Raw genomic sequence first — 19,726 nt, forward strand, 5'->3', positions numbered from 1 at the left:
ACCCTACAGTCCGCCCCAGCCGTTCCGGCCTCCCGGACTCGGCGAAACATCCCCCGCCCCATAGGCAAACCCCGCCTCCGCCCGACCGGATATTTGTCAAATCCCGGCCAAATTCAACACACGGCTTACATATCCCCCGCCATAGGGGAACAAAGCGCGCGCAAAGCTTGCATGGTCTAGTGCATGATGATATGTTGGGACCTCCGGAAAGTAACATTTTTCCTCTGACAACCACTATGCCATCCACTATGCCAGCAACCACCCGTCCCCGCATCGTTTCGTTCGCGTTGAACACACTGGCCAGCGCCGTCGCCTGCGCAGTGTTCCTGTCTCCCGCAGCAAACGCCGCCGGGCTCGGCAAGCTGACGGTGCTGTCGGCCCTCGGCCAGCCGCTGCGCGCCGAGATCGAACTGACCGCCGTCGCGCCCGACGAGGCGGCCGGCCTGGTGGCCAAGCTGGCGCCGGCCGAGGCCTTCCGCCAGGCCAACATCGATTTCAACCCGACCCTGCTGTCGCTGCGCTTCGAGGTCGAACAGCGCAACGGCCGCCAGCTGATCCGCGTCAGCTCCAGCCAGGCCGTCAACGAGCCCTTCGTCGACATGCTGCTGGAATTGAACTGGACCGGCGGCCGCCTGGTGCGCGAATACACCTTCCTGCTCGACCCGGCCGAGATGCGCAGCACCCAGTCGGCCCAGGTGGCCGCGCCGGTCGACGTGCCCAACAACCGCAACGCCGCGCCCGCCGCCGCCCAGGCCGCCGCACCCGCGCCCGCCGCCGCGCCGTCGCCGGCCGCCGCGCCGCCCCCGGCCCCGGCCCCGGCCCGATCTGCGCGCGCGCCGCGCCCGGCCGCGCCGGCCGCCGAGGACGGCTACAAGGTCAAACCGGGCGACAGCCTGGGCCGCATCGCCAGGCAGCTCAAGCCGGTCGACGTCTCGCTCGACCTGATGCTCGTCGCCCTGTACCGCGCCAACCCCGAGGCCTTCATGGGCAAGAACATGAACCGCCTGAAGTCCGGCCAGATCCTGGCGCTGCCGGACGCCGACGCCATCCGCGCCGCCGCCGCCTCCGACGGCGAGGCGCACGGCGTGGTGGTGGCCCACGCCGCCGACTTCAACGCCTACCGCAACAAGCTGGCCGGCCAGGTCGCCACCAGCGCGCCGGCCAAGGAGGCCGAACCGGCCAAGAGCGCCGGCGGCAAGATCACCGCCAAGGTCGAGGAGCGCGCCACCGCCGCCAACGAGGCCAAGGACCAGCTCAAGCTGTCGAAGGCGACGCCGCCGGCCGGCGGCAAGGCCGGCGCCAGCCTGGAAGACAAGATCGCCAAGGAACAGCAGATGGCCGAGGCGGCCGCCCGCGTCAAGGAGCTGGAGAAGAACGTCAGCGACCTGGAGAAGCTGATGGCCGTCAAGAGCAAGGCCGCCGCCGAGAAGGCCCGGCCTCCGCCTCGGCCGGCGCCTCGGTCAAGGCCACCACGCCGACCATCGAGCTCAATCCGCCGGCCACGCCGGAGGCCAAGCAGCCGCCGCCGATCAAGACCGTGGTCGTGCCGCCGCGCTCGCTCGAGCCCAGCCTGGCCGACACCGTCATGGAGAACCTCAACACCATCGGCGTGGCCGCCGCCGCGCTGCTGGCCGGCCTTGGCGCCATCGTCTACTCGCGCCGCCGCAAGCAGCAGGGCGAGGCCGCCGCCGAGCCCAGCCTGCTGGGCGACCCGGCGCCGGCCGCCGCGCCGCCGGTGGCCCCCGCCGGTGGCGAGAACGTCGACACCAGCAACAGCGTGTTCAACTCGAACTTCGCGCCCTCGGCCAGCCAGCTCGACACCAACGAGGTCGACCCGGTCGCCGAGGCCGACGTCTACATCGCCTACGGCCGCGACGCCCAGGCCGAGGAGATCCTCAAGGAGGCCCTGCGCAGCCATCCCGACCGCAGCGCCGTGCGCCTGAAGCTGCTGGAAATCTACGCCACCCGCAAGGACCCGCGCGCCTTCGAAACCCAGGCCAGCGAGCTGTACGCGCTGACCCGGGGCGAGGGCGAGGAATGGGCCCAGGCCGTCGCGCTGGGCCTGGCGCTCGACGCGTATAACCCGCTGTACGCCGCCGGCCCGTCGGTCGCCGCCGTCTCGGCCGCCGCCGCCACCCCGGCCGAGCGCCTGCCCGAGCCGCAGGACTCCGCCGCGCCGTTCGACGACGGCATGGACTTCGGCCTCGACCAGCAGCTCGACACGGCGCTGCCGGTGGCGCCCGCCGCCGCGCCGGCCCCGGCCGGGTTCGCCAGCTCCGGCAGCGACAATCTGCTCGACTTCGACCTGGGCGGCCTGAGCCTGGACCCGGTGCCGGCCGCCGCCGTCGCCGACCAGCCGTCGGCCGCCGTCACCTCCGAGGAGTCGGCCTTCGACCTGGCCTTCGACAGCCCGGCCCCGGCCCCCGCGCCGGCCCCGGCGGTGATCACCGACGAGCCGAGCATGGACTTCGGCATCGACCTGCCGGAGGACCGCGCCGAGGCGCCGGCCGCCAGCGCGCCGACGGCGCTGCCCAGCGTCGGCAGCGACCCGCTGGCCGACCTCGACATGATGGACTTCGACCTGCCGTCCAGCCCGGCCCCGGCCCCTAGCGCCGCGCCGGCTGCGGCCCCGGCCCCGGCCTCCTTCGCCAGCGACTTCGCCGACCTCGAGCTGCCCGACATGGGCCTCGGCGGCGCGGCCAAGGCCGACGGCGCCGCGCCCGAGTTCGACCTGTCCGACATCAACCTCGACCTCGACCAGAAGCAGGGCGGCGGCGCCGCCCCGGCCGTCAAGGAGGAGCAACTGTCGGCCATCCACATGGAGATGGACACCAAGCTCGACCTGGCCATCGCCTACCAGGAGATCGGCGACAAGGAGGGCGCCCGCGAGCTGCTCGACGAGGTGTTGCGCGGCGGCAGCGACGACCAGGTGGCCAAGGCCAACGCCATGCGCGCCCTGCTGGGCTGAGTCGGCGGCGGTATAATGCGCTGACTCAGAACAACAGATCGGGCAGCAATTGAAACGCATAGCAATCGGCGTCCAGTATGACGGCAGCGCCTGGCACGGCTACCAGAAGCAGGAAGACGGCCACACCGTGCAGGACCAGCTGGAACAGGCGCTGGAGAAGTTCGCCCGGGTGCGCCTGGCCACCACCTGCGCCGGCCGCACCGACACCGGCGTCCACGCGCTGGAGCAGGTGGTCCACTTCGACACCGACCTCGAGCGCGAGCCGCACTCCTGGCTGCGCGGCGTCAACGCCTTCCTGCCGCCGTCGATCGCCGTGCGCTGGGCCAAGCAGCTGGCCGGCGACCCCGGCGTCGACGACTTCTTCCATGCCCGCTTCAGCGCCCGCGCCCGCACCTACCACTACGTGCTGTACAACAACCCGACCCGCTCGCCGCTGCTGGAGGGCCGCGCCGGCTTCTGCTTCCGCCCGCTCGACGTCGAATTGATGCGGGCCGCCGTGAAGCCGCTGCTCGGCTGGCACGACTTCACCGCCTTCCGCGCCGCCCAGTGCCAGGCCAAGTCGCCCGTCAAGCTGATGCACGACATCCAGATCCGCCGCCACGGCGAGCTGGTGGTGTTCACCATCACCGCCAACGCCTTCCTGCACCACATGGTGCGCAACCTGGTCGGCTCGCTGGTCTACATCGGCACCGGCCGCCAGCCGCCCGAATGGCTGGGCCAGCTGCTCGAGGCGCGCGACCGCCACGAGGCCGCGCCCACCTTCATGCCCGACGGCCTCTACCTGGCCAAGATCGACTACGACCCGAAATGGCAACTGCCGCTGGAAACCACCAGCCCGCTGCCCTGGTTTTAGCGGTCCCACCGAACCCACCGAGGAGCAGCCCATGCAACAGCGCACCCGCATCAAGATCTGCGGCCTGACCCGCGCCGAGGACGTCGCCGCCGCCGTCGCCGCCGGCGCCGACGCCATCGGCTTCGTCTTCTACCCGAAGAGCCCGCGCCACGTCACGCCGGCCCGGGCCGCCGCGCTGATCGCCGCCGTGCCGCCGTTCGTCGGCTGCGTCGGCCTGTTCGTCAACGCCAGTCCGGAGGAGGTGGCCGCCACCTGCGCCGTCGCGCCGCTGAGCCTGATCCAGCTGCACGGCGACGAGACGGTGGCCGAGAGCGCCGCCATCGCCGCCGCCTGCGGCCGACAATTCCTGCGGGTTTTCCGCGTCAAACCCGACACACGGCCCGCCGATTTGCTAGAATACGAACAGCTATGCCGCGCCGCCAGTCCCTTGTTCTCGAGCCTGTTGCTCGACACCTATGTGGACGCCTATGGCGGTGCAGGAAAGGTATTTGATTGGTCTCTCATCCCAAAAGAACTCGCGCCTCGGGTCGTTTTAAGTGGTGGCTTGAGCGTAAACAGCGCGACTGACGCGGTGGTGCGCGTACGTCCCTACGCCGTCGACATCAGCAGTGGTGTCGAGGCCGCCAAGGGAATCAAGGACGCCCGCAAGATCGCCGACTTCGTCGGCGCCGTGCGGGCCGCCGATACCATCATCGAGAGAGAACACCATCATGAAAGACCTGCCTGAGATCGGCTCCGCCGCTCCCCTGTTCCACGCCACCGACTACCAGCTGCCCAACGCCCGTGGCCACTTCGGCCCCTACGGCGGCGCCTTCGTCGCCGAAACGCTGACCTACGCGCTGGCCGAGTTGAGCCAGGCCTACGAGCGCTACAGCCACGACCCCGAATTCCTCGAAGAGTTCCGCTACGAGCTCAAGCACTTCGTCGGCCGCCCCTCGCCGATCTACCACGCCAAGCGCTGGTCCGAAATGGCCGGCGGCGCGCAGATCTACTTCAAGCGCGAGGGCAACCTGAACCACACCGGCGCGCACAAGATCAACAACGTCATCGGCCAGGCCCTGCTGGCCAAGCGCATGGGCAAGCCGCGCATCATCGCCGAGACCGGCGCCGGCCAGCACGGCGTCGCCACCGCCACCATCTGCGCCCGCTTCGGCCTCGAGTGCGTGGTCTACATGGGCAGCGAGGACGTCAAGCGGCAGGCGCAGAACGTCTACCGCATGAAGCTGCTGGGCGCCACCGTCGTGCCGGTCGAGTCCGGCTCCAAGACGCTCAAGGACGCCCTCAACGAGGCCATGCGCGACTGGGTCACCAACATCGAAAACACCTTCTACATCATCGGCACCGTCGCCGGCCCGCATCCCTACCCGATGCTGGTGCGCGACTTCCAGTCGGTGATCGGCGAGGAGTGCCTGGTGCAGATGCCCGAGATGACCGGCCGCCAGCCCGACTACGTGCTCGCCTGCATCGGCGGCGGCTCCAACGCCATGGGCATCTTCTACCCCTACATCGACCAGAAGGACGTCAAGCTGATCGGCGTCGAGGCGGCCGGCGAGGGGCTGGCCAGCGGCAAGCACGCCGCCTCGCTGACCCAGGGCATCCCGGGTGTGTTGCACGGCAACCGCACCTATTTGCTGCAGGACGCCAACGGCCAGATCATCGAGACGCACTCCGTCTCCGCCGGCCTCGACTATCCCGGCGTCGGCCCCGAGCACGCCTACCTGAAGGACAGCGGCCGCGCCCAATACGTCTCCATCACCGACGACGAGGCGCTGCAAGCCTTCCACGACTGCTGCCACATCGAAGGCATCATCCCCGCGCTGGAATCGTCGCACGCGCTGGCCTACGCCGCCAAGCTCGCCGCCACCCTGCCGAAGGACCAGATCGTGCTGGCCAACCTGTCGGGCCGTGGCGACAAGGACATGCACACCGTGGCCGAGCGGATGGGCCTGGACTTCAGCTAAGCCGCCGAAGCCCCGCCACAACAACAGAGGGTCAGACCCTGTGTTGTTGCCGCATGCCGTAGCCAAGTGCGCCGCACGAGGGTCTGACCCTTGCTCCCGGCCCGATGCACAGCGCGAACGGTTCTGCGGGATCCGCCATCCACAGCCACCCAATTTGAAAAGACTATCGCCATGTCCAAAATCACCGCCACCTTCGCGGCCCTGAAGGCCGCCAACAAGACCGCCCTGATCACCTTCATCACCGCCGGCGATCCGGCGCCGGAACTGACCGTGCCGCTGATGCACGCCCAGGTCGCCGGCGGCGCCGACATCCTCGAGCTCGGCGTGCCGTTCTCCGACCCGATGGCCGAGTCGCCGTCATCCAGCGCGCCTGCGAGCGCGCGCTGGCCTTCGGCATCGGCATCCACGACGTGTTCGCCTACGTCGCCGAGTTCCGCAAAACCAACCAGCACACCCCGGTGGTGCTGATGGGCTACGCCAACCCGATCGAGCGCATCGGCGCCGCCGCCTTCATCGCCGCCGCCAAGGCCGCCGGCGCCGACGGCGCCATCGTCGTCGACTACCCGCCCGAGGAGTGCGAGGACTTCGCCGCCGCCATGCGCGCCGCCGAACTCGACCTGATCTTCCTGCTGGCGCCCACCTCGACCGAGGAGCGCATCGCCCAGGTGGCCAAGGTCGGCGGCGGCTTCAGCTACTACGTCTCGTTGAAGGGCGTCACCGGCGCCGGCAACATCGACACCGCCCAGGTCGCCGAGCGGCTGGGCGCGATCCGCCAGCACGTCAAGCTGCCGATCGGCGTCGGCTTCGGCATCCGCGACGGTGCCACCGCGCGCGCCGTGGCCGAGGTGGCCGACGCCGTCGTCATCGGCAGCCGCATCATCCAGGAGATCGAAAACGCACCGAAGGAGGGCGCCGCCGCCGCCGTGCAAAGCTTCGTCGCCGGCATCCGCAGCGCGCTCGACGCCTGATCCGGCGTCGCCTGTGCGCTTGAACGGAGGCCCGAACGGCGCCCGGTCCGTGTGACCAACCTCCGTCTACGGAGTGTTATTTATCCGTAATGGGAGCGGTTCGGCGGTCATTCACCAGTCCGAAGCTTGCGCCCCATCAAAGCCGCCCCGTCGTTTCATTGTTGCAGTGCAACTATGTGACGCCCGGGCGGCTTTTTTCAACACGCGCCCCGCCGCAGGGGCGCGCCGCCCGGGGCGCCGGCGCCGCCGAGTAGTGGATTTCTTCTAAAAATACAAACCGCGCATGCCGGATTTGTGAAAATGTTGTATTGCAATGTTCGACAGGGGGGCGATAAACGGCTACACTTCCGCCACTAGTTAGCAGCAAGGAGATATGATGAGTTGGTTAGAAAAGCTTCTGCCCCCAAGAATTCAGCGTTCGGACGCTGCGGCACGCAAGACCATGCCCGAAGGCCTGTGGGTCAAATGCCCCTCCTGCGAGGCCGTGTTGTACCGCACCGATCTGGAATCGAACCTGCACGTTTGCCCGAAGTGCGACCACCACATGCGCATCCGCGCCCGCGAGCGCCTCGACGGCCTGCTCGACGCCGGCGGCCGCTATGAAATCGGCCAGGAAACCCTGCCGGTCGACACGCTCAAGTTCAAAGACAGCAAAAAATACCCCGACCGCCTGAAGCAGGCGATGGAAGCGACCGGCGAGACCGACGCGCTGATCGTCATGGGCGGCGCCATCATGAGCCTGCCGGTCATCGTCGCCGCCTTCGAATTCGAATTCATGGGCGGCTCGATGGGTTCGGTGGTCGGCGAGCGCTTCGTGCGCGGCGCCCAAGCCGCGCTGGAACAAAAAGTGCCGTTCATTTGCATCACCGCCACCGGCGGCGCGCGCATGCAGGAAGGCCTGCTGTCGCTGATGCAAATGGCCAAGACCACCGCCATGCTGACCAAACTGTCGGAGAAGAAGCTGCCCTTCATCAGCGTGCTGACCGATCCGACCATGGGCGGCGTGTCCGCCTCCTTCGCCTTCATGGGCGACGTGGTGATCGCCGAGCCGAAGGCGCTGATCGGCTTCGCCGGCCCGCGCGTGATCGAAAACACCGTGCGCGAGAAGCTGCCGGAAGGCTTCCAGCGCGCCGAGTTCCTGGTCACCAAGGGCGCCGTCGACATGATCGTCGACCGCCGCAAGATGCGCGAAGAAATCGCCCGTCTGCTGGCCCTGCTGCAGAACCAGGCCGTCGAGGTTCTGGCGTAACCCGTCACTAGCCTTATCCCGCGGCGCGCAAGCCGGATCTCGAATCCGCTGCGCGCCGCGCTCATTTCCAAGTGTGCCCCATGTCTACTCTCCCAACTACCCTGCCAGAATGGCTCGCGCTGCTCGAATCGCGCCATGCCGAAACCGTCATCAACATGGGCCTGGACCGCGTGCGCGCCGTCAAGGAGCGCCTGGCGCTGCAGTTTAGCTGCCCCGTGGTCATGGTGGCCGGCACCAACGGCAAGGGCTCGACCTGCGCCATGCTCGAATCGGTGCTGCTGCGCGCCGGCTACAAGGTGGGCCTGTACATCAAGCCGCACTTCCTCGACTTCAACGAGCGCGCCCGCGTCAACGGCGAGCTGGCCAGCGACGTGGCCCTGGTGGCCGCCTTCAACGCCGTCGAGGCGGTGCGCGGCGACACCGTGCTGACCTATTTCGAGTTCACCACCCTGGCCATCATGCAGCTGCTGGCCGGCGCCGGCATGGACGTGGTGATCCTGGAGGTGGGCCTGGGCGGCCGCCTCGACGCCGTCAACGTCATCGACGCCGACGTCGCCATCGTCACCAGCGTCGACATCGACCACACCGACTACCTGGGCGACACGCGCGAGGCGATCGGCTTCGAGAAGGCCGGCATCTTCCGCGCCGGCAAAACGGCGATCTGCAGCGACCCGGTGCCGCCGCAGTCGCTGATAGCCCACGCCGAGGCCATCGGCGCCGACCTGTGGCTGATGGGCCGCGACTTCAACTACTCGGGCGACAAGCAGCAGTGGAACTACGGCGGCCGTTCGCAGCGCCGCAACTCGCTGGCCTACCCGAGCCTGCGCGGCGCCAACCAGATCCTCAACGCCGCCGCCGTGCTGGCCGCGCTCGAGGCGCTCAAGCTGCAACTGCCGGTCGGCGCGCAGGAGGTGCGCACCGGCCTGGTGACGGTGGAATTGCCGGGCCGCTTCCAGGTGCTGCCGGGCCGTCCGACGGTGATTTTGGACGTGGCGCACAACCCGCACGCCGCCTCGGCGCTCAACCAGAACCTCGGCAACATGGGCTACCACGCCTACACCTACGCCGTGTTCGGCTCGATGCACGACAAGGACATCGACGGCGTCATCGCCGCCATGGGCGAGCACGTCGACCACTGGTGCCTGGCCACCTTGCCGTCGCCGCGCGCCGCCAGCGCCACGGAACTGGCCGGCCGCGTGCAGGCCGTGCAGCCGGAAAGAGACGAACGCACCATCAATATCTTCGACGATCCGGCACAGGCTTACGCAAATGCGCTGAGCCGAGCCGGGGAGAATGATAGAATTGTGGTCTTTGGGTCGTTCCTGACCGTCGCCGGCGTCATGGCGGCACGAAAATCCTCACTCCACTGAAAATATCGCGCATGGGCTTGTTCTCGAAACTCTTTAAAAACAAGCAAGATACCGCTGGCAAAGACAGCGGCTACTACTCCAGTTCAGACGACCAGGCCGCCAGCGAGCGCGCGCGCTCCAAGCGCGCCTCGTCGGCCGACGGCGGCGCCAAGCGCGGCCGGGCGGCGGCCAAGGAGTCGGACGACCCCGTCTTGCCCGAGAAGAAACGCGCGCGCCGCCGTCTGGTCGGCGCCATCGCGCTGGCGCTGCTGGTGGCCATCGGCCTGCCGATGGTGCTCGACTCCGAGCCCAAGCCGCTCGCCTCCGACATCGACATCAAGATCCCGTCCAAGGACAAGCCGGCCGAGTCGGCCGCCAGCGCCTCGTCGCGCGTAGCGGCCAGCGCCGCCCTGGACAACTCCGAGGAAATCGTCACCGAGCCGCCGAAGGCCGCCGCCAAGCCGGCCGCGCCTGCCGTCGCCGCTGTTGCCCCGGCACCCGTCGCCGCCAAACCGTCGCCGGCCATCGTCGCGCCCGTGGTGGCCGAGCTGAAGGTCGGCGGCGAGGCCGCCAAGCCGGAGTCGAAGGAAGCCATCAAGGCAACGGCCGTTGCCGTGGCCGAGGCCAAGGCCGTTGCCGTGGCCGAGGCCAAGCTCAAGACGGACGCCAAGGCGGAGGCCGAGGTCAAAGCCAAGGTCAAGGCCAAGGCCGAGGCGGACGCCAAACTGGCCAAACTCGAGCACAAGACGGAAGCCAAGCCCGAGCACGCCAAGCCGGCCGCCAAGCCGGCGCCGAAGGACGAGGCCAAGCCGGCCGACGACGCCAGCCGCGCCCTGGCCATCCTGGAGGGCAAGGCCGCCGCCAAGCCGGCCGCCGAGCCGTCCGCCGCCGGGCAGAAATTCGTCGTCCGCGTCGCCGCCCTGGCCACCCACGAAAAAGTCGACCAGTTGCAGGAAAAACTCAAGGAGGCCGGCATCCATTCCTTCACGCAGAAGGTGTCGACCCCGTCGGGCGAACTGACCCGCGTCAGCATCGGCCCCTTCGCCAACAAGGAAGAGGCCGAAAAAGTGCGCGCCAAGCTGGCCAAGCTGGGCCTGGGCGGCAGCCTGGTGCCGCAGTCGTGATGCTTGCGCAGCGCTAGGTCCGGCCGTGACGATTTTCGATTATTTGGTGATCTTCGTGTTGATCGCCTCCGTTGTCATCAGCACCATGCGCGGCCTGGTGCGGGAAATGTTATCGCTGGTCAGCTGGATCGTCGCCTTCGTCGTCGCCAACGCCTACAGCACCCAACTGGCCGCGCTGCTGCCGGCCATGGTGCCGGGCGAGGTGCTGCGCCTGATCCTCGCCTTCATCGTGCTGTTCGTCGGCGTGCGGATTTTGATGGGCATACTCATGCTGGCGCTCGACGCCTTGGTCAAGGCCGGCGGCCTGGGCATGGCCGACCGCGGCTTGGGCGGCTTGTTCGGTTTGGGCCGCGGCCTGGTCATCGTGCTGGCCGCCGTCATATTGTGCGGGATGACGTCGGTCCCGCAACAGGATTTTTGGAAGAACGCGCTGCTGAGTCCTCTCGCCGAGGCCGGGGTGCGTACGGTGAAACCCTTCCTTCCAGCTGCGTTCGCGCAGTACGTGCATTTTTGAATTTTTTAAATCAGTAGCACCAGTCTAGGAGCACACCATGTGTGGCATCGTCGGCGTCGTTTCCCATCAACCAGTCAATCAACTGCTGTATGACGCATTGCTGTTGTTGCAGCATCGCGGTCAGGACGCGGCAGGGATCGCGACCAATCACAGCAGTATGTTTTCCATGCACAAGGCCAACGGCCTGGTGCGTGACGTCTTCCGCACCCGCAACATGCGTTCGCTGCAGGGCAACTCGGGCATCGGCCACTGCCGCTATCCGACCGCCGGCTCGTCGAGCGAGGAAGAGGCGCAACCGTTCTACGTCAACGCCCCGTTCGGCATCACCCTGGCGCACAACGGCAACCTGACCAACTGGGAACAGCTCAAACAAGAGATGTTCAAGAACGACCGCCGCCACATCAACACCGACTCCGACTCGGAAGTGCTGCTCAACGTGCTGGCCCACGAGATCCAGAACGCCACCAGCGGCCTGGTGCTCGATCCCGACGCCATCTTCAAGGCCGTCGCCGTGCTGCACCGCCGCGTGCGCGGCGGCTACGCCGCCGTGGCGCAGATCGCCGGCGTCGGCCTGCTGGCCTTCCGCGACCCGTTCGGCATCCGTCCGCTGTGCCTGGGCATCAACGAGACCGAGCAGGGCGCCGAATACCTGATCGCCTCCGAATCGGTGGCGCTCGAAGGCATGGGCTTCCGCTTCGTGCGCGACATCGCGCCGGGCGAGGCCGTCTTCATCGACGCCGACAAGCAGCTGCACAGCCGCCAGTGCGCCGACAACCCGAGCCTGAACCCTTGCGTGTTCGAGTTCGTCTACCTGGCCCGCCCGGATTCGATCATCGACGGCGCCTCGGTCTACGCCACCCGCCTGAAGATGGGCGAGTACCTGGCCGCCAAGATCAAGCGCGAATTCAAAGACGGCGAGATCGACGTGGTCATGCCGATTCCCGACTCGTCGCGTCCGGCCGCCATTCAACTGGCGCTGGCGCTCAACATCGAGTACCGCGAAGGCTTCATCAAGAACCGCTACATCGGCCGCACCTTCCTGATGCCCGGCCAGGCGATGCGCAAGAAGTCGGTGCGCCAGAAGCTCAACGCCATCGTCTCCGAGTTCAAGGACAAGGTCGTGCTGCTGGTCGACGACTCGATCGTACGCGGCACCACCAGCCGCGAGATCGTGCAGATGGCCCGCGAGGCCGGCGCCAAGAAGGTGATCTTCGCCTCGGCCGCGCCGCCGGTGATCTACCCGAACGTGTACGGCATCGACATGCCGACCCGCGACGAGCTGATCGCCTACGGCCGCACCACCGAGGAAGTCTGCCGCGAGATCACCGCCGACGCCCTGGTCTACCAGGACATCGACGCGCTCAAGCGCGCCATCTCCGACGTCAACCCGGAGCTGAAGAACTTCGAGGCCTCGTGCTTCGACGGCATCTACGTCACCGGCGACATCTCGCAGGACTACCTGGACAAGCTGGAATACGCCCGCCACAACCCCAAGGCCCCGGCCCGGAGGACGCCGGACGCTCCCAGCTGAACCTGAACCTGGCCACCACCGAAGGGTGATGACCAGCCCGGCGCCGCGCTAGCGACGCCGGGTTTTTTTATGCCTGGCGGCCCTGTTCCGCCGGCGCGGAATAGACCATGAACGACAAGAAAAACTACGGCTTCACCACCACCATCCTGCACAACGACCGGCGGAAGGGCATCGAGCACGGCTCGCTGCACAAGCCCATCCACACCTCGGTGGCCTTCGGCTACAACGACGCGCGCCAGCTCGCCTCCGTGTTCCAGGGCAAGGAGCCGGGCTTCCGCTACGGCCGCCAGGGCAACCCCACCGTCTCCGCGCTGGAGGACAAGGTCAACCAGATGGAGCAGGGCGTCGGCACGCTGTGCTTCGCCACCGGCATGGGCGCCATCGGCGCCGTGTTCCAGTCGCTGCTGCGCGCCGGCGACCACGTGGTCTCGTCGTCCTTCCTGTTCGGCAACACCAACAGCCTGTGGCAGACCGTCGCCGGGCAGGGCGTGGACGTCGCCTTCGTCGACGCCACCGAGGTGGCCAACGTCGCCGCCGCGCTGACGCCGGCCACCCGCATCGTCTTCGTCGAGACCATCGCCAACCCGCGCACCCAAGTCGCCGACCTGCGGCGCATCGGCGAGCTGTGCCGCGAGCGCGGCATCCTCTACATCGTCGACAACACCATGACCACGCCCTACCTGTTCCGGCCCAAGGCGGTCGGCGCCGGCCTGGTGGTCAACGCGCTGACTAAGTCGATCTGCGGCCACGGCAACGCCCTGGGCGGCAGCCTGACCGACACCGGCGCCTACGACTGGAACGCCTACCCGAACATCTTCGAGAACTACAAGAAGGCGCCACCGGCGCAATGGGCCTGGCGCAGATCCGCGCCAAGGGCCTGCGCGACTTCGGCGCCTCGCTGGGACCGGAGGCGGCCCACCACATCGCCGTCGGCGCCGAAACGCTGGCGCTGCGCATGGAGCGCACCTGCGCCAACGCCGCCGCGCTGGCCAAGCTGCTGGAGGCCGACGAGCGCGTCGCCGCCGTCCACTATCCCGGCCTGGCCTCGCACCCGCAGCACGCCCTGTGCGGCGAGCTGTTCCGCAGCTACGGCTCGCTGCTGAGCTTCGAGCTGAAGGACGGCATCGACTGCTTCGACTTCCTCAACCGCCTGAAGCTGGCCATCCCCGCCAGCAATCTGGGCGACACGCGCACGCTGATCATCCCGGTGGCGCACACCATCTTCTACGAGATGGGCGCCGAGCGCCGCGCCAGCATGGGCATCGCCGAGTCGCTGATCCGCGTCTCGGTCGGCATCGAGGACACCGCCGACCTGCTCGACGATTTCAGCTGCGCGCTGGAGGACTGCTAGGCGATATTTTTGGCAGTTGGGGGTAAAATCGACCGCATGCCATCGCTCAACCGTACTCGAAAAAAAGCGGCCACTGGCCGCTTCCTCATGCTGACTTGCGCTTCCGGACGCTGGAAAATTCGGGAATGTCGATGGAAGACGGTCCGAACACACCCGAGCGGGCGTCCCGGCTGATGGCTTTGCCACCCAGCGTGACTCGGATCCGGCCTTGGGACGGCTTGACCTCGCCGACGATAGGCGCACCCATCGAAGCGACCTTGGCGCGGCGAGCGGCCGCAGCCAATTTGTAGGCGCTGTTCTGGCTGGGGGGCGTTTTCTTCAAAGCGGTCATTGTTCAATCTCCTGCGGATGGAGTGATTGATACAGGTAGTTTAGCAGAATCGTCCAACTGCGACTGTCGGCGCTCAAGTCGAAGCGCATATCCCGGCCCCGGCCGTGTACATTCCACCATTCAGGGGCCACAGCAATGACCTCCTGGACCGTCCGGCAAGCACGCAGGGCCTCGGATGGCGCCATGTTAAGTTCCGCAGGAACGAGTGGTGCGTCAAACCCGAATTTTGGCCACACGGCGAATCCAACGAAACCGTCGGGGTCGTCCGGGTCGATCGGCCCGTTTCCGGCAGCGAAGAGCGAAATATGGTTAAAGCCCAGCCGGTATGCCGATATGGCCATCAGGCCAAATGCGACGGTGGCCAGGCGTTCGGGAGCGTCCCCGGCGAGCATCAATCGGCGGATATAGAGCGCGTCGATGTGGAGGGATGTGCCCTGGTCGTCCCTGAAGGCGATCACGCTGGTGTTCTCGTCTTCGGCCATGAAGGGGCTGTTCGACATGACGTCCAGTCCGGCCGGCGCCTCGTTCTGCTCCCTTACGGTGAGCGCCCACACAGTGGAGCCATCCGGGACCATAAACAATCGTCCTGTCTCGGATTCGTCGAGGTCGATCGTGGCGCCGCCGGGCTGCTGAATCTCGATGCCCCCCAGGCGGGAAATGCCGTCGCGCTGATAGAGTTCCCCCTGAAAAAACTCGCGGGCGATCTCATGCTCGGTGAGCAGGGTTTCGGCAGCGCTCAAATTGTCGCGGTCGAAGGGATCGTTTGGATTCATCAAGGCATTCTACTGAGATCGGCGGACCGCCACTCGATATTTTCGAATGCAACCGGGCCCGTTAGCAAGCCCTATATTGTGGGGAATTAGTGCCAGGTGCGCATCAGCCCCACCGCCAAACCCTCGAGCGCGAACTCGTCGGCCTCCGGGTCGACCTTGATGATCTTGAAGTCGGGGTTCTCCGGCAGCAGCTCGATGGTGTTGCCGGTCTTGCGGTAGCGCTTGACGGTGACGTCGTTGCCGATGCGGGCGACGACGATCTGGCCGTTCTTGGCGCTGTCGACCTTCTTCACCGCCAGCAGGTCGCCGTCCATGATGCCGGCGTCGCGCATCGACTCGCCGCGCACTTTGAGCAGGAAGTCCGGCTTGGCCGAGAACAGCGCCGGGTCGACGTTGTAGCTGGCCTCCAAGTTCTCCTGCGCCAAAATCGGCGAGCCGGCGGCGACGCGGCCGATCAGCGGCAGCGACATCATCAGCGAGGCCGGGATCTTCGAGGCCGGCGCCTCGGCGTGCACGCCGAGCAGGCGGATGCCGCGCGAGGTGCCGGCGGCGATCTCGATGGCGCCCTTGCGCGCCAGCGCCTGCAGGTGCTCCTCGGCGGCGTTGGCCGACTTGAAGCCGAGCTCGTTGGCGATCTCGGCGCGGGTCGGCGGGAAGCCGGTGTTTTCGATCGCATCCTTGATCAGGTTGAGAATTTGTTCTTGACGTGCGGTGAGCTTGATCATCGGTGCCTGGGGACTGTGGATATAGACAGTCTGTATTTTTGTACAGTGGGCGTCCGAATGCAAGGGTATTTCTTGCTTTCGACGAAATAATGCACAAATCGCCGCCCCGGCCGGACCCGGCCCTGGCCCGGCGGCAACGACGGCATTGAGCTTTGCGCGGAAAGCTGATATAGTAGCCGGCTTACCTCTTCCCACACTTGTCTTGACGCCAAGGTGGGCGTTTATCCGTCCTTAAGGAGTTTGCATGCGTCACTATGAAATAGTATTTATCGTCCATCCGGACCAGAGCGAGCAAGTGCCCGCCATGATCGAACGTTACAAAGCCAGCGTAAGCACCCGCGGCGGTTCCGTTCACCGTGTTGAAGATTGGGGCCGTCGTCAAATGGCTTACTCGATCCAGAAACTGGCCAAAGCACACTACATCTGCCTGAACATCGAATGCGACAACGAGACCCTGGTCGAGCTGGAAACCGCCTTCAAATTCAATGATGCCGTGTTGCGCCACCTGACCGTTCGTATGAAGAAAGCGGAAACCGCTCCTTCGCCGATGATGAAATCGGTACAACGCGAAGATGCAGCGAAATCCCATCGCGCTGAAGCCCCAGCAGCTGCTCCTGCTCCTGCAGCGGCCTAATTGTCCGGGAATCTGAGCTGAACCAGCTCCAGTTCATCGCCCTCATCGCCGAGCGGGACGCCTTGCGCTACACCCCGGCCGGCATGCCGATCGTCAATGCTGTTCTGCAGCACCGGTCGCAGCAGATGGAGGCGGGCATCGCCCGGTTGAGCGAGTTCGAAATTTCCGCGGTCGCCGCGGGCGAGATTTCGGGCCGCTTCAGCCAGACGCCGCTGGGTGGACTGTACCGGTTCACCGGATTCCTGAACAAGAAGACGCGCAATAGCAAAAGCCTGGTGTTTCACATCATTGATTTTAGTGCTGTCCAAGACAGCGCACCTATTTAGATACAGGAGCCTAAAATGGCATTCGGTAAAAAGTTCGACAAAAACAAGCTCAAGCTGAAAGAAAAGCGCAAGCAACAAAATCCACTGTTCAAACGTAAGAAGTTCTGCCGCTTCACCGCAGCGCACGTTGAACAAGTCGATTACAAAGACGTAGACACGCTCAAAGATTTCGTCCAGGAAAACGGCAAGATCATGCCAGCACGTCTGACCGGTACCAAGGCGCACTATCAGCGTCAAGTTGACACCGCAATCAAGCGCGCTCGCTACCTCGCGCTGCTGCCTTACACCGATCTGCACCACGCTTAATCGCGTTGCTCAGATAAGATCCTGGAGAGAACTATGCAAATCATTCTGTTAGAAAAAGTCGTTAATCTCGGCAACCTCGGCGAAGTCGTCAAAGTCAAAGACGGTTACGCACGTAACTTCCTGATTCCGCAAAAAATGGCCCGTCGCGCAACCACTTCCGCAGTGGCTGAGTTCGAAGTCAAACGCGCTGAACTGGAAAAAGCTGCCGCCATCAAACTGGCCGCCGCCCAAGCCCAAGGCGAGAAACTGAACGGCATGACCGTTTCCGTTTCGCAAAAAGCTGGTGTCGACGGCCGTCTGTTCGGCTCCGTCACCAACTTCGACATCGCCGAAGCGCTGACCAAAGCTGGTTTCGCCGTTGAAAAAGCAGCCGTGCGCATGCCTACCGGCCCGCTGAAGACCACCGGCGAGCACGCCGTGTCGGTCGCACTGCACACCGACGTCGTGGTCGAAGTGACCATCGCCGTCGTGGGCGAAGCGGCCTAAGTTCGAACCGGGCAGCAATGCCCGCTAGACACGCCGCACACATAGAGAAGCCGGGCTTGCCCGGCTTTTTTATCGTCTGTGGCTCTTTGGTTTGGGAAAGTTTTTTCTCGCCAGATTTTTTTTGCCGAGCGACTAAGCAGGTATAATTCGCGCCATGAACGCCCCCTCAGATCCACAAGTAGATTCACTCCGCATCCCGCCGCATTCCATCGAAGCAGAACAGTCCGTCATCGGCGGCCTGCTGCGCGACAATGCGGCGTTCGACCGCATCGCCGACTTCATGCATGCCGAGGACTTCTACCGCTACGACCACCGCATCATCTTCGAGCAGGTGGTCAAGCTGATCAACGCCTCCAAGCCGGCCGACGTGATCACCGTGTTCGAGGCGCTCACCTCGCTGGGCAAGGCGGACGACATCGGCGGCCTGGCCTACCTGAACGCGATGGCGCAAAACACGCCATCGGCGGCCAACATCCGCCGCTACGCCGAGATCGTCCGCGATCGTGGTATTTTACGCAAGCTTATCACGGTCGCCGACGAGATCTCCGGCCAGGCCTTCAGCCCGCAGGGCAAGGAGGTCAAGCAGATGCTCGACGAGGCCGAGTCGAAGATCTTCGCCATCGCCGAGCAGGGCGCCCGCGGCGCCCAGGGCTGGGTCGCCGTGCAGCCGCTGCTGACCCAGGTGGTCGAGCGCATCGACGAGCTCTACAGCCGCGAGAACCAGAGCGAGATCACCGGCGTGCCGACCGGCTTCATCGACCTCGACCGCATGACCTCGGGCCTGCAGGCGGGCGACCTGGTGATCGTCGCCGGCCGCCCCTCGATGGGCAAGACGGCGTTCTCGGTCAACATCGGCGAGAACGTGGCGATCGAGGCCGGCCTGCCGGTGGCGATCTTCTCGATGGAGATGGGCGGCGCCCAGCTGGCCATGCGTATGCTCGGTTCGGTCGGCCAGCTCGACCAGCACCGCCTGCGCACCGGCCGCCTCAACGACGAGGACTGGCCGCGCCTGACCCACGCCATCCAGAAGATGAACGACGCCCAGTTGTTCATCGACGAGACGCCGGCGCTGAACCCGATCGAGCTGCGCGCCCGCGCGCGGCGCCTGTCGCGCCAGTGCGGCAAGCTCGGCCTGATCATCGTCGACTACCTGCAACTGATGACCGGCAGCCAGCCGGGCGACAACCGGGCCTCGGAGATCTCCGAGATCTCGCGTAGCCTGAAGGGCCTGGCGAAGGAGTTGCAGTGTCCGGTGATCGCCCTGTCGCAGCTGAACCGCTCGCTGGAGCAACGCCCCAACAAGCGGCCGGTGATGTCCGACCTGCGCGAATCGGGCGCGATCGAGCAGGATGCCGACGTCATCATCTTCCTCTACCGCGACGAGGTCTACAACCCCGACTCGCCCGACAAGGGCACCGCCGAGATCATCATCGGCAAACAGCGTAACGGCCCGATCGGCGCCGTGCGACTGACCTGGGTAGGCCAATACACCAAGTTTGGCAACTACGCCGGCAATCTGGCGCTCTACCAAGGCGACTAATCCTCTTTGCGCCGTCCGGACCACCGGGCGGCCATCAGCAGTAACCACGAATCAATGAACGGAGAATGACATGTTTGGACGCTTGATGCCCACCGAGGGCAAATTTTTTGACTTGTTTAACCAGCACGCCGACCTGTGCGTCAAGGGCGCGAAAGAGATGCTGGCCCTGATGACCAACTTCGACGATCTGGAAAACCGCGTGCACGCGATCGAAAGCATCGAGAAACAAGCCGACAAGATCACCTACGCCACGGTCGACATGTTGCACAAGACCTTCATCACGCCGATCGACCGCGACGACATCCACAAGCTGATCACCCGCATGGACGACATCCTCGACCTGATGGAAGACGCCGGCCAGACCGTCTCGCTGTACGACCTGCACTCGGTGACGCCGGAGGCCAAGCGCCTGGCCGAGCTGGTGCTGGCCTGTACCGAGAAGGTGCGCGACGCCGTCGCCCTGCTGCACAACATGGACAACTCGCGCCAGATCGTCGCCATCTGCGAAGAGATCGACCGCCTCGAATCGGACGCCGACCACGTCATGCGCGCCGCCATGTCCAAGCTGTTCCGCGACGAACCGGACGTGCGCAACCTGATCAAGATGAAGGCGATCTACGAGATCCTGGAAACGGTCACCGACCGCTGCGAGGATGTGGCCAACATCATCGAAGGCATCATCGTCGAGAACGCGTAAGCGCCGGCCCCCGACTCTGTTCAAGCGAAAAGAATAATCC

At 65.8% G+C, this 19,726-nt stretch carries 18 protein-coding genes and 3 pseudogenes; 18 read left to right on the forward strand and 3 right to left on the reverse strand.

Annotated elements, in window-relative coordinates; translation table 11 throughout:
- Window positions 1–248: 248 nt before the first annotated feature.
- The 12 genes and pseudogenes from QC826_RS06560 (at window position 249) to QC826_RS06615 (ending at window position 13,868) form a co-directional block, all read left to right on the forward strand.
- Entirely contained in the window at window positions 249–1,943 is a 1,695-nt protein-coding gene (locus QC826_RS06560) for a FimV family protein (RefSeq protein WP_279764900.1), read from the forward strand.
- A gap of 881 nt (window positions 1,944–2,824) precedes the next feature.
- Window positions 2,825–2,968, forward strand: a complete 144-nt coding sequence (locus tag QC826_RS06565) for a FimV/HubP family polar landmark protein (protein WP_279766406.1) — start codon at window positions 2,825–2,827, stop codon at window positions 2,966–2,968.
- 49 nt (window positions 2,969–3,017) lie between these two features.
- A complete protein-coding gene (gene truA / locus QC826_RS06570; RefSeq protein ID WP_279764901.1) occupies window positions 3,018–3,821 on the forward strand; it encodes a tRNA pseudouridine(38-40) synthase TruA in 804 nt (267 codons plus the stop codon).
- Window positions 3,822–3,852: 31 nt separating this feature from the next.
- Window positions 3,853–4,548, forward strand: a complete 696-nt coding sequence (locus QC826_RS06575; RefSeq protein ID WP_279764902.1) for a phosphoribosylanthranilate isomerase — start codon at window positions 3,853–3,855, stop codon at window positions 4,546–4,548.
- A complete protein-coding gene (gene trpB / locus QC826_RS06580) occupies window positions 4,532–5,782 on the forward strand; it encodes a tryptophan synthase subunit beta (protein WP_279764903.1) in 1,251 nt (416 codons plus the stop codon). Before QC826_RS06575 ends, trpB begins: the two co-directional genes overlap by 17 nt.
- A 171-nt stretch (window positions 5,783–5,953) precedes the next feature.
- Window positions 5,954–6,750: pseudogene (gene trpA, locus QC826_RS06585) on the forward strand (tryptophan synthase subunit alpha).
- A 376-nt stretch (window positions 6,751–7,126) separates the two neighbouring features.
- Entirely contained in the window at window positions 7,127–7,999 is an 873-nt protein-coding gene (accD, locus tag QC826_RS06590) for an acetyl-CoA carboxylase, carboxyltransferase subunit beta (protein WP_093388097.1), read from the forward strand.
- 80 nt (window positions 8,000–8,079) lie between these two features.
- Window positions 8,080–9,369, forward strand: coding sequence for a bifunctional tetrahydrofolate synthase/dihydrofolate synthase (gene folC, locus QC826_RS06595; protein ID WP_279764904.1), 1,290 nt, complete (start codon window positions 8,080–8,082; stop codon window positions 9,367–9,369).
- 11 nt (window positions 9,370–9,380) lie between these two features.
- Window positions 9,381–10,472 (forward strand): SPOR domain-containing protein, encoded by a 1,092-nt coding sequence (locus QC826_RS06600; protein ID WP_279764905.1) that lies wholly within the window; start codon window positions 9,381–9,383, stop codon window positions 10,470–10,472.
- Between the two features lie 25 nt (window positions 10,473–10,497).
- Window positions 10,498–10,986: a CvpA family protein gene (locus QC826_RS06605; RefSeq protein ID WP_093387850.1), complete on the forward strand. Its 489-nt coding sequence runs from the start codon at window positions 10,498–10,500 to the stop codon at window positions 10,984–10,986.
- 37 nt (window positions 10,987–11,023) lie between these two features.
- A pseudogene (gene purF, locus QC826_RS06610) lies at window positions 11,024–12,546 on the forward strand (amidophosphoribosyltransferase).
- A 78-nt stretch (window positions 12,547–12,624) separates the two neighbouring features.
- Window positions 12,625–13,868 (forward strand): annotated as a pseudogene (locus QC826_RS06615) (cystathionine gamma-synthase family protein).
- Between the two features lie 85 nt (window positions 13,869–13,953).
- On the opposite strand, the gene QC826_RS06620 reads toward QC826_RS06615, so the two are convergent.
- The 3 genes from QC826_RS06620 to lexA form a co-directional block, all read right to left on the reverse strand.
- Window positions 13,954–14,199 (reverse strand): hypothetical protein, encoded by a 246-nt coding sequence (locus tag QC826_RS06620; RefSeq protein ID WP_279764906.1) that lies wholly within the window; start codon window positions 14,197–14,199, stop codon window positions 13,954–13,956.
- Window positions 14,196–14,972 (reverse strand): hypothetical protein, encoded by a 777-nt coding sequence (locus QC826_RS06625; protein WP_279764907.1) that lies wholly within the window; start codon window positions 14,970–14,972, stop codon window positions 14,196–14,198. Before QC826_RS06625 ends, QC826_RS06620 begins: the two co-directional genes overlap by 4 nt.
- Before the next feature lie 86 nt (window positions 14,973–15,058).
- Window positions 15,059–15,697, reverse strand: coding sequence for a transcriptional repressor LexA (lexA, locus tag QC826_RS06630; RefSeq protein ID WP_093387862.1), 639 nt, complete (start codon window positions 15,695–15,697; stop codon window positions 15,059–15,061).
- Window positions 15,698–15,941: 244 nt separating this feature from the next.
- On the opposite strand from lexA, the gene rpsF reads away from it, so the two are divergent.
- The 6 genes from rpsF to QC826_RS06660 all read left to right on the forward strand — a co-directional run bounded on the left by rpsF (window position 15,942) and on the right by QC826_RS06660 (window position 19,686).
- Complete coding sequence (gene rpsF, locus QC826_RS06635) at window positions 15,942–16,331, forward strand: 30S ribosomal protein S6 (protein ID WP_099414566.1); 390 nt, start codon at window positions 15,942–15,944, stop codon at window positions 16,329–16,331.
- A 17-nt stretch (window positions 16,332–16,348) separates the two neighbouring features.
- Window positions 16,349–16,657: a primosomal replication protein N gene (gene priB / locus QC826_RS06640; RefSeq protein ID WP_099414565.1), complete on the forward strand. Its 309-nt coding sequence runs from the start codon at window positions 16,349–16,351 to the stop codon at window positions 16,655–16,657.
- A 15-nt stretch (window positions 16,658–16,672) separates the two neighbouring features.
- Window positions 16,673–16,963 (forward strand): 30S ribosomal protein S18, encoded by a 291-nt coding sequence (rpsR, locus tag QC826_RS06645; protein ID WP_028104935.1) that lies wholly within the window; start codon window positions 16,673–16,675, stop codon window positions 16,961–16,963.
- 33 nt (window positions 16,964–16,996) lie between these two features.
- Entirely contained in the window at window positions 16,997–17,449 is a 453-nt protein-coding gene (gene rplI, locus QC826_RS06650) for a 50S ribosomal protein L9 (RefSeq protein ID WP_093387867.1), read from the forward strand.
- A 154-nt stretch (window positions 17,450–17,603) separates the two neighbouring features.
- On the forward strand, window positions 17,604–18,989 hold the full coding sequence (locus tag QC826_RS06655) for a replicative DNA helicase (protein ID WP_093387868.1): 1,386 nt from the start codon (window positions 17,604–17,606) through the stop codon (window positions 18,987–18,989).
- Window positions 18,990–19,059: 70 nt separating this feature from the next.
- Window positions 19,060–19,686 carry a DUF47 domain-containing protein gene (locus tag QC826_RS06660; RefSeq protein ID WP_093387870.1) on the forward strand — a complete coding sequence of 209 codons (627 nt, stop codon included), beginning with the start codon at window positions 19,060–19,062 and terminating at the stop codon, window positions 19,684–19,686.
- The last annotated feature ends 40 nt before the right edge of the window (window positions 19,687–19,726 follow it).

It is taken from the genome of Rugamonas sp. DEMB1 (genome assembly GCF_029834475.1).
GTDB classification, from domain to species: Bacteria; Pseudomonadota; Gammaproteobacteria; order Burkholderiales; family Burkholderiaceae_D; genus Rugamonas; species Rugamonas rubra.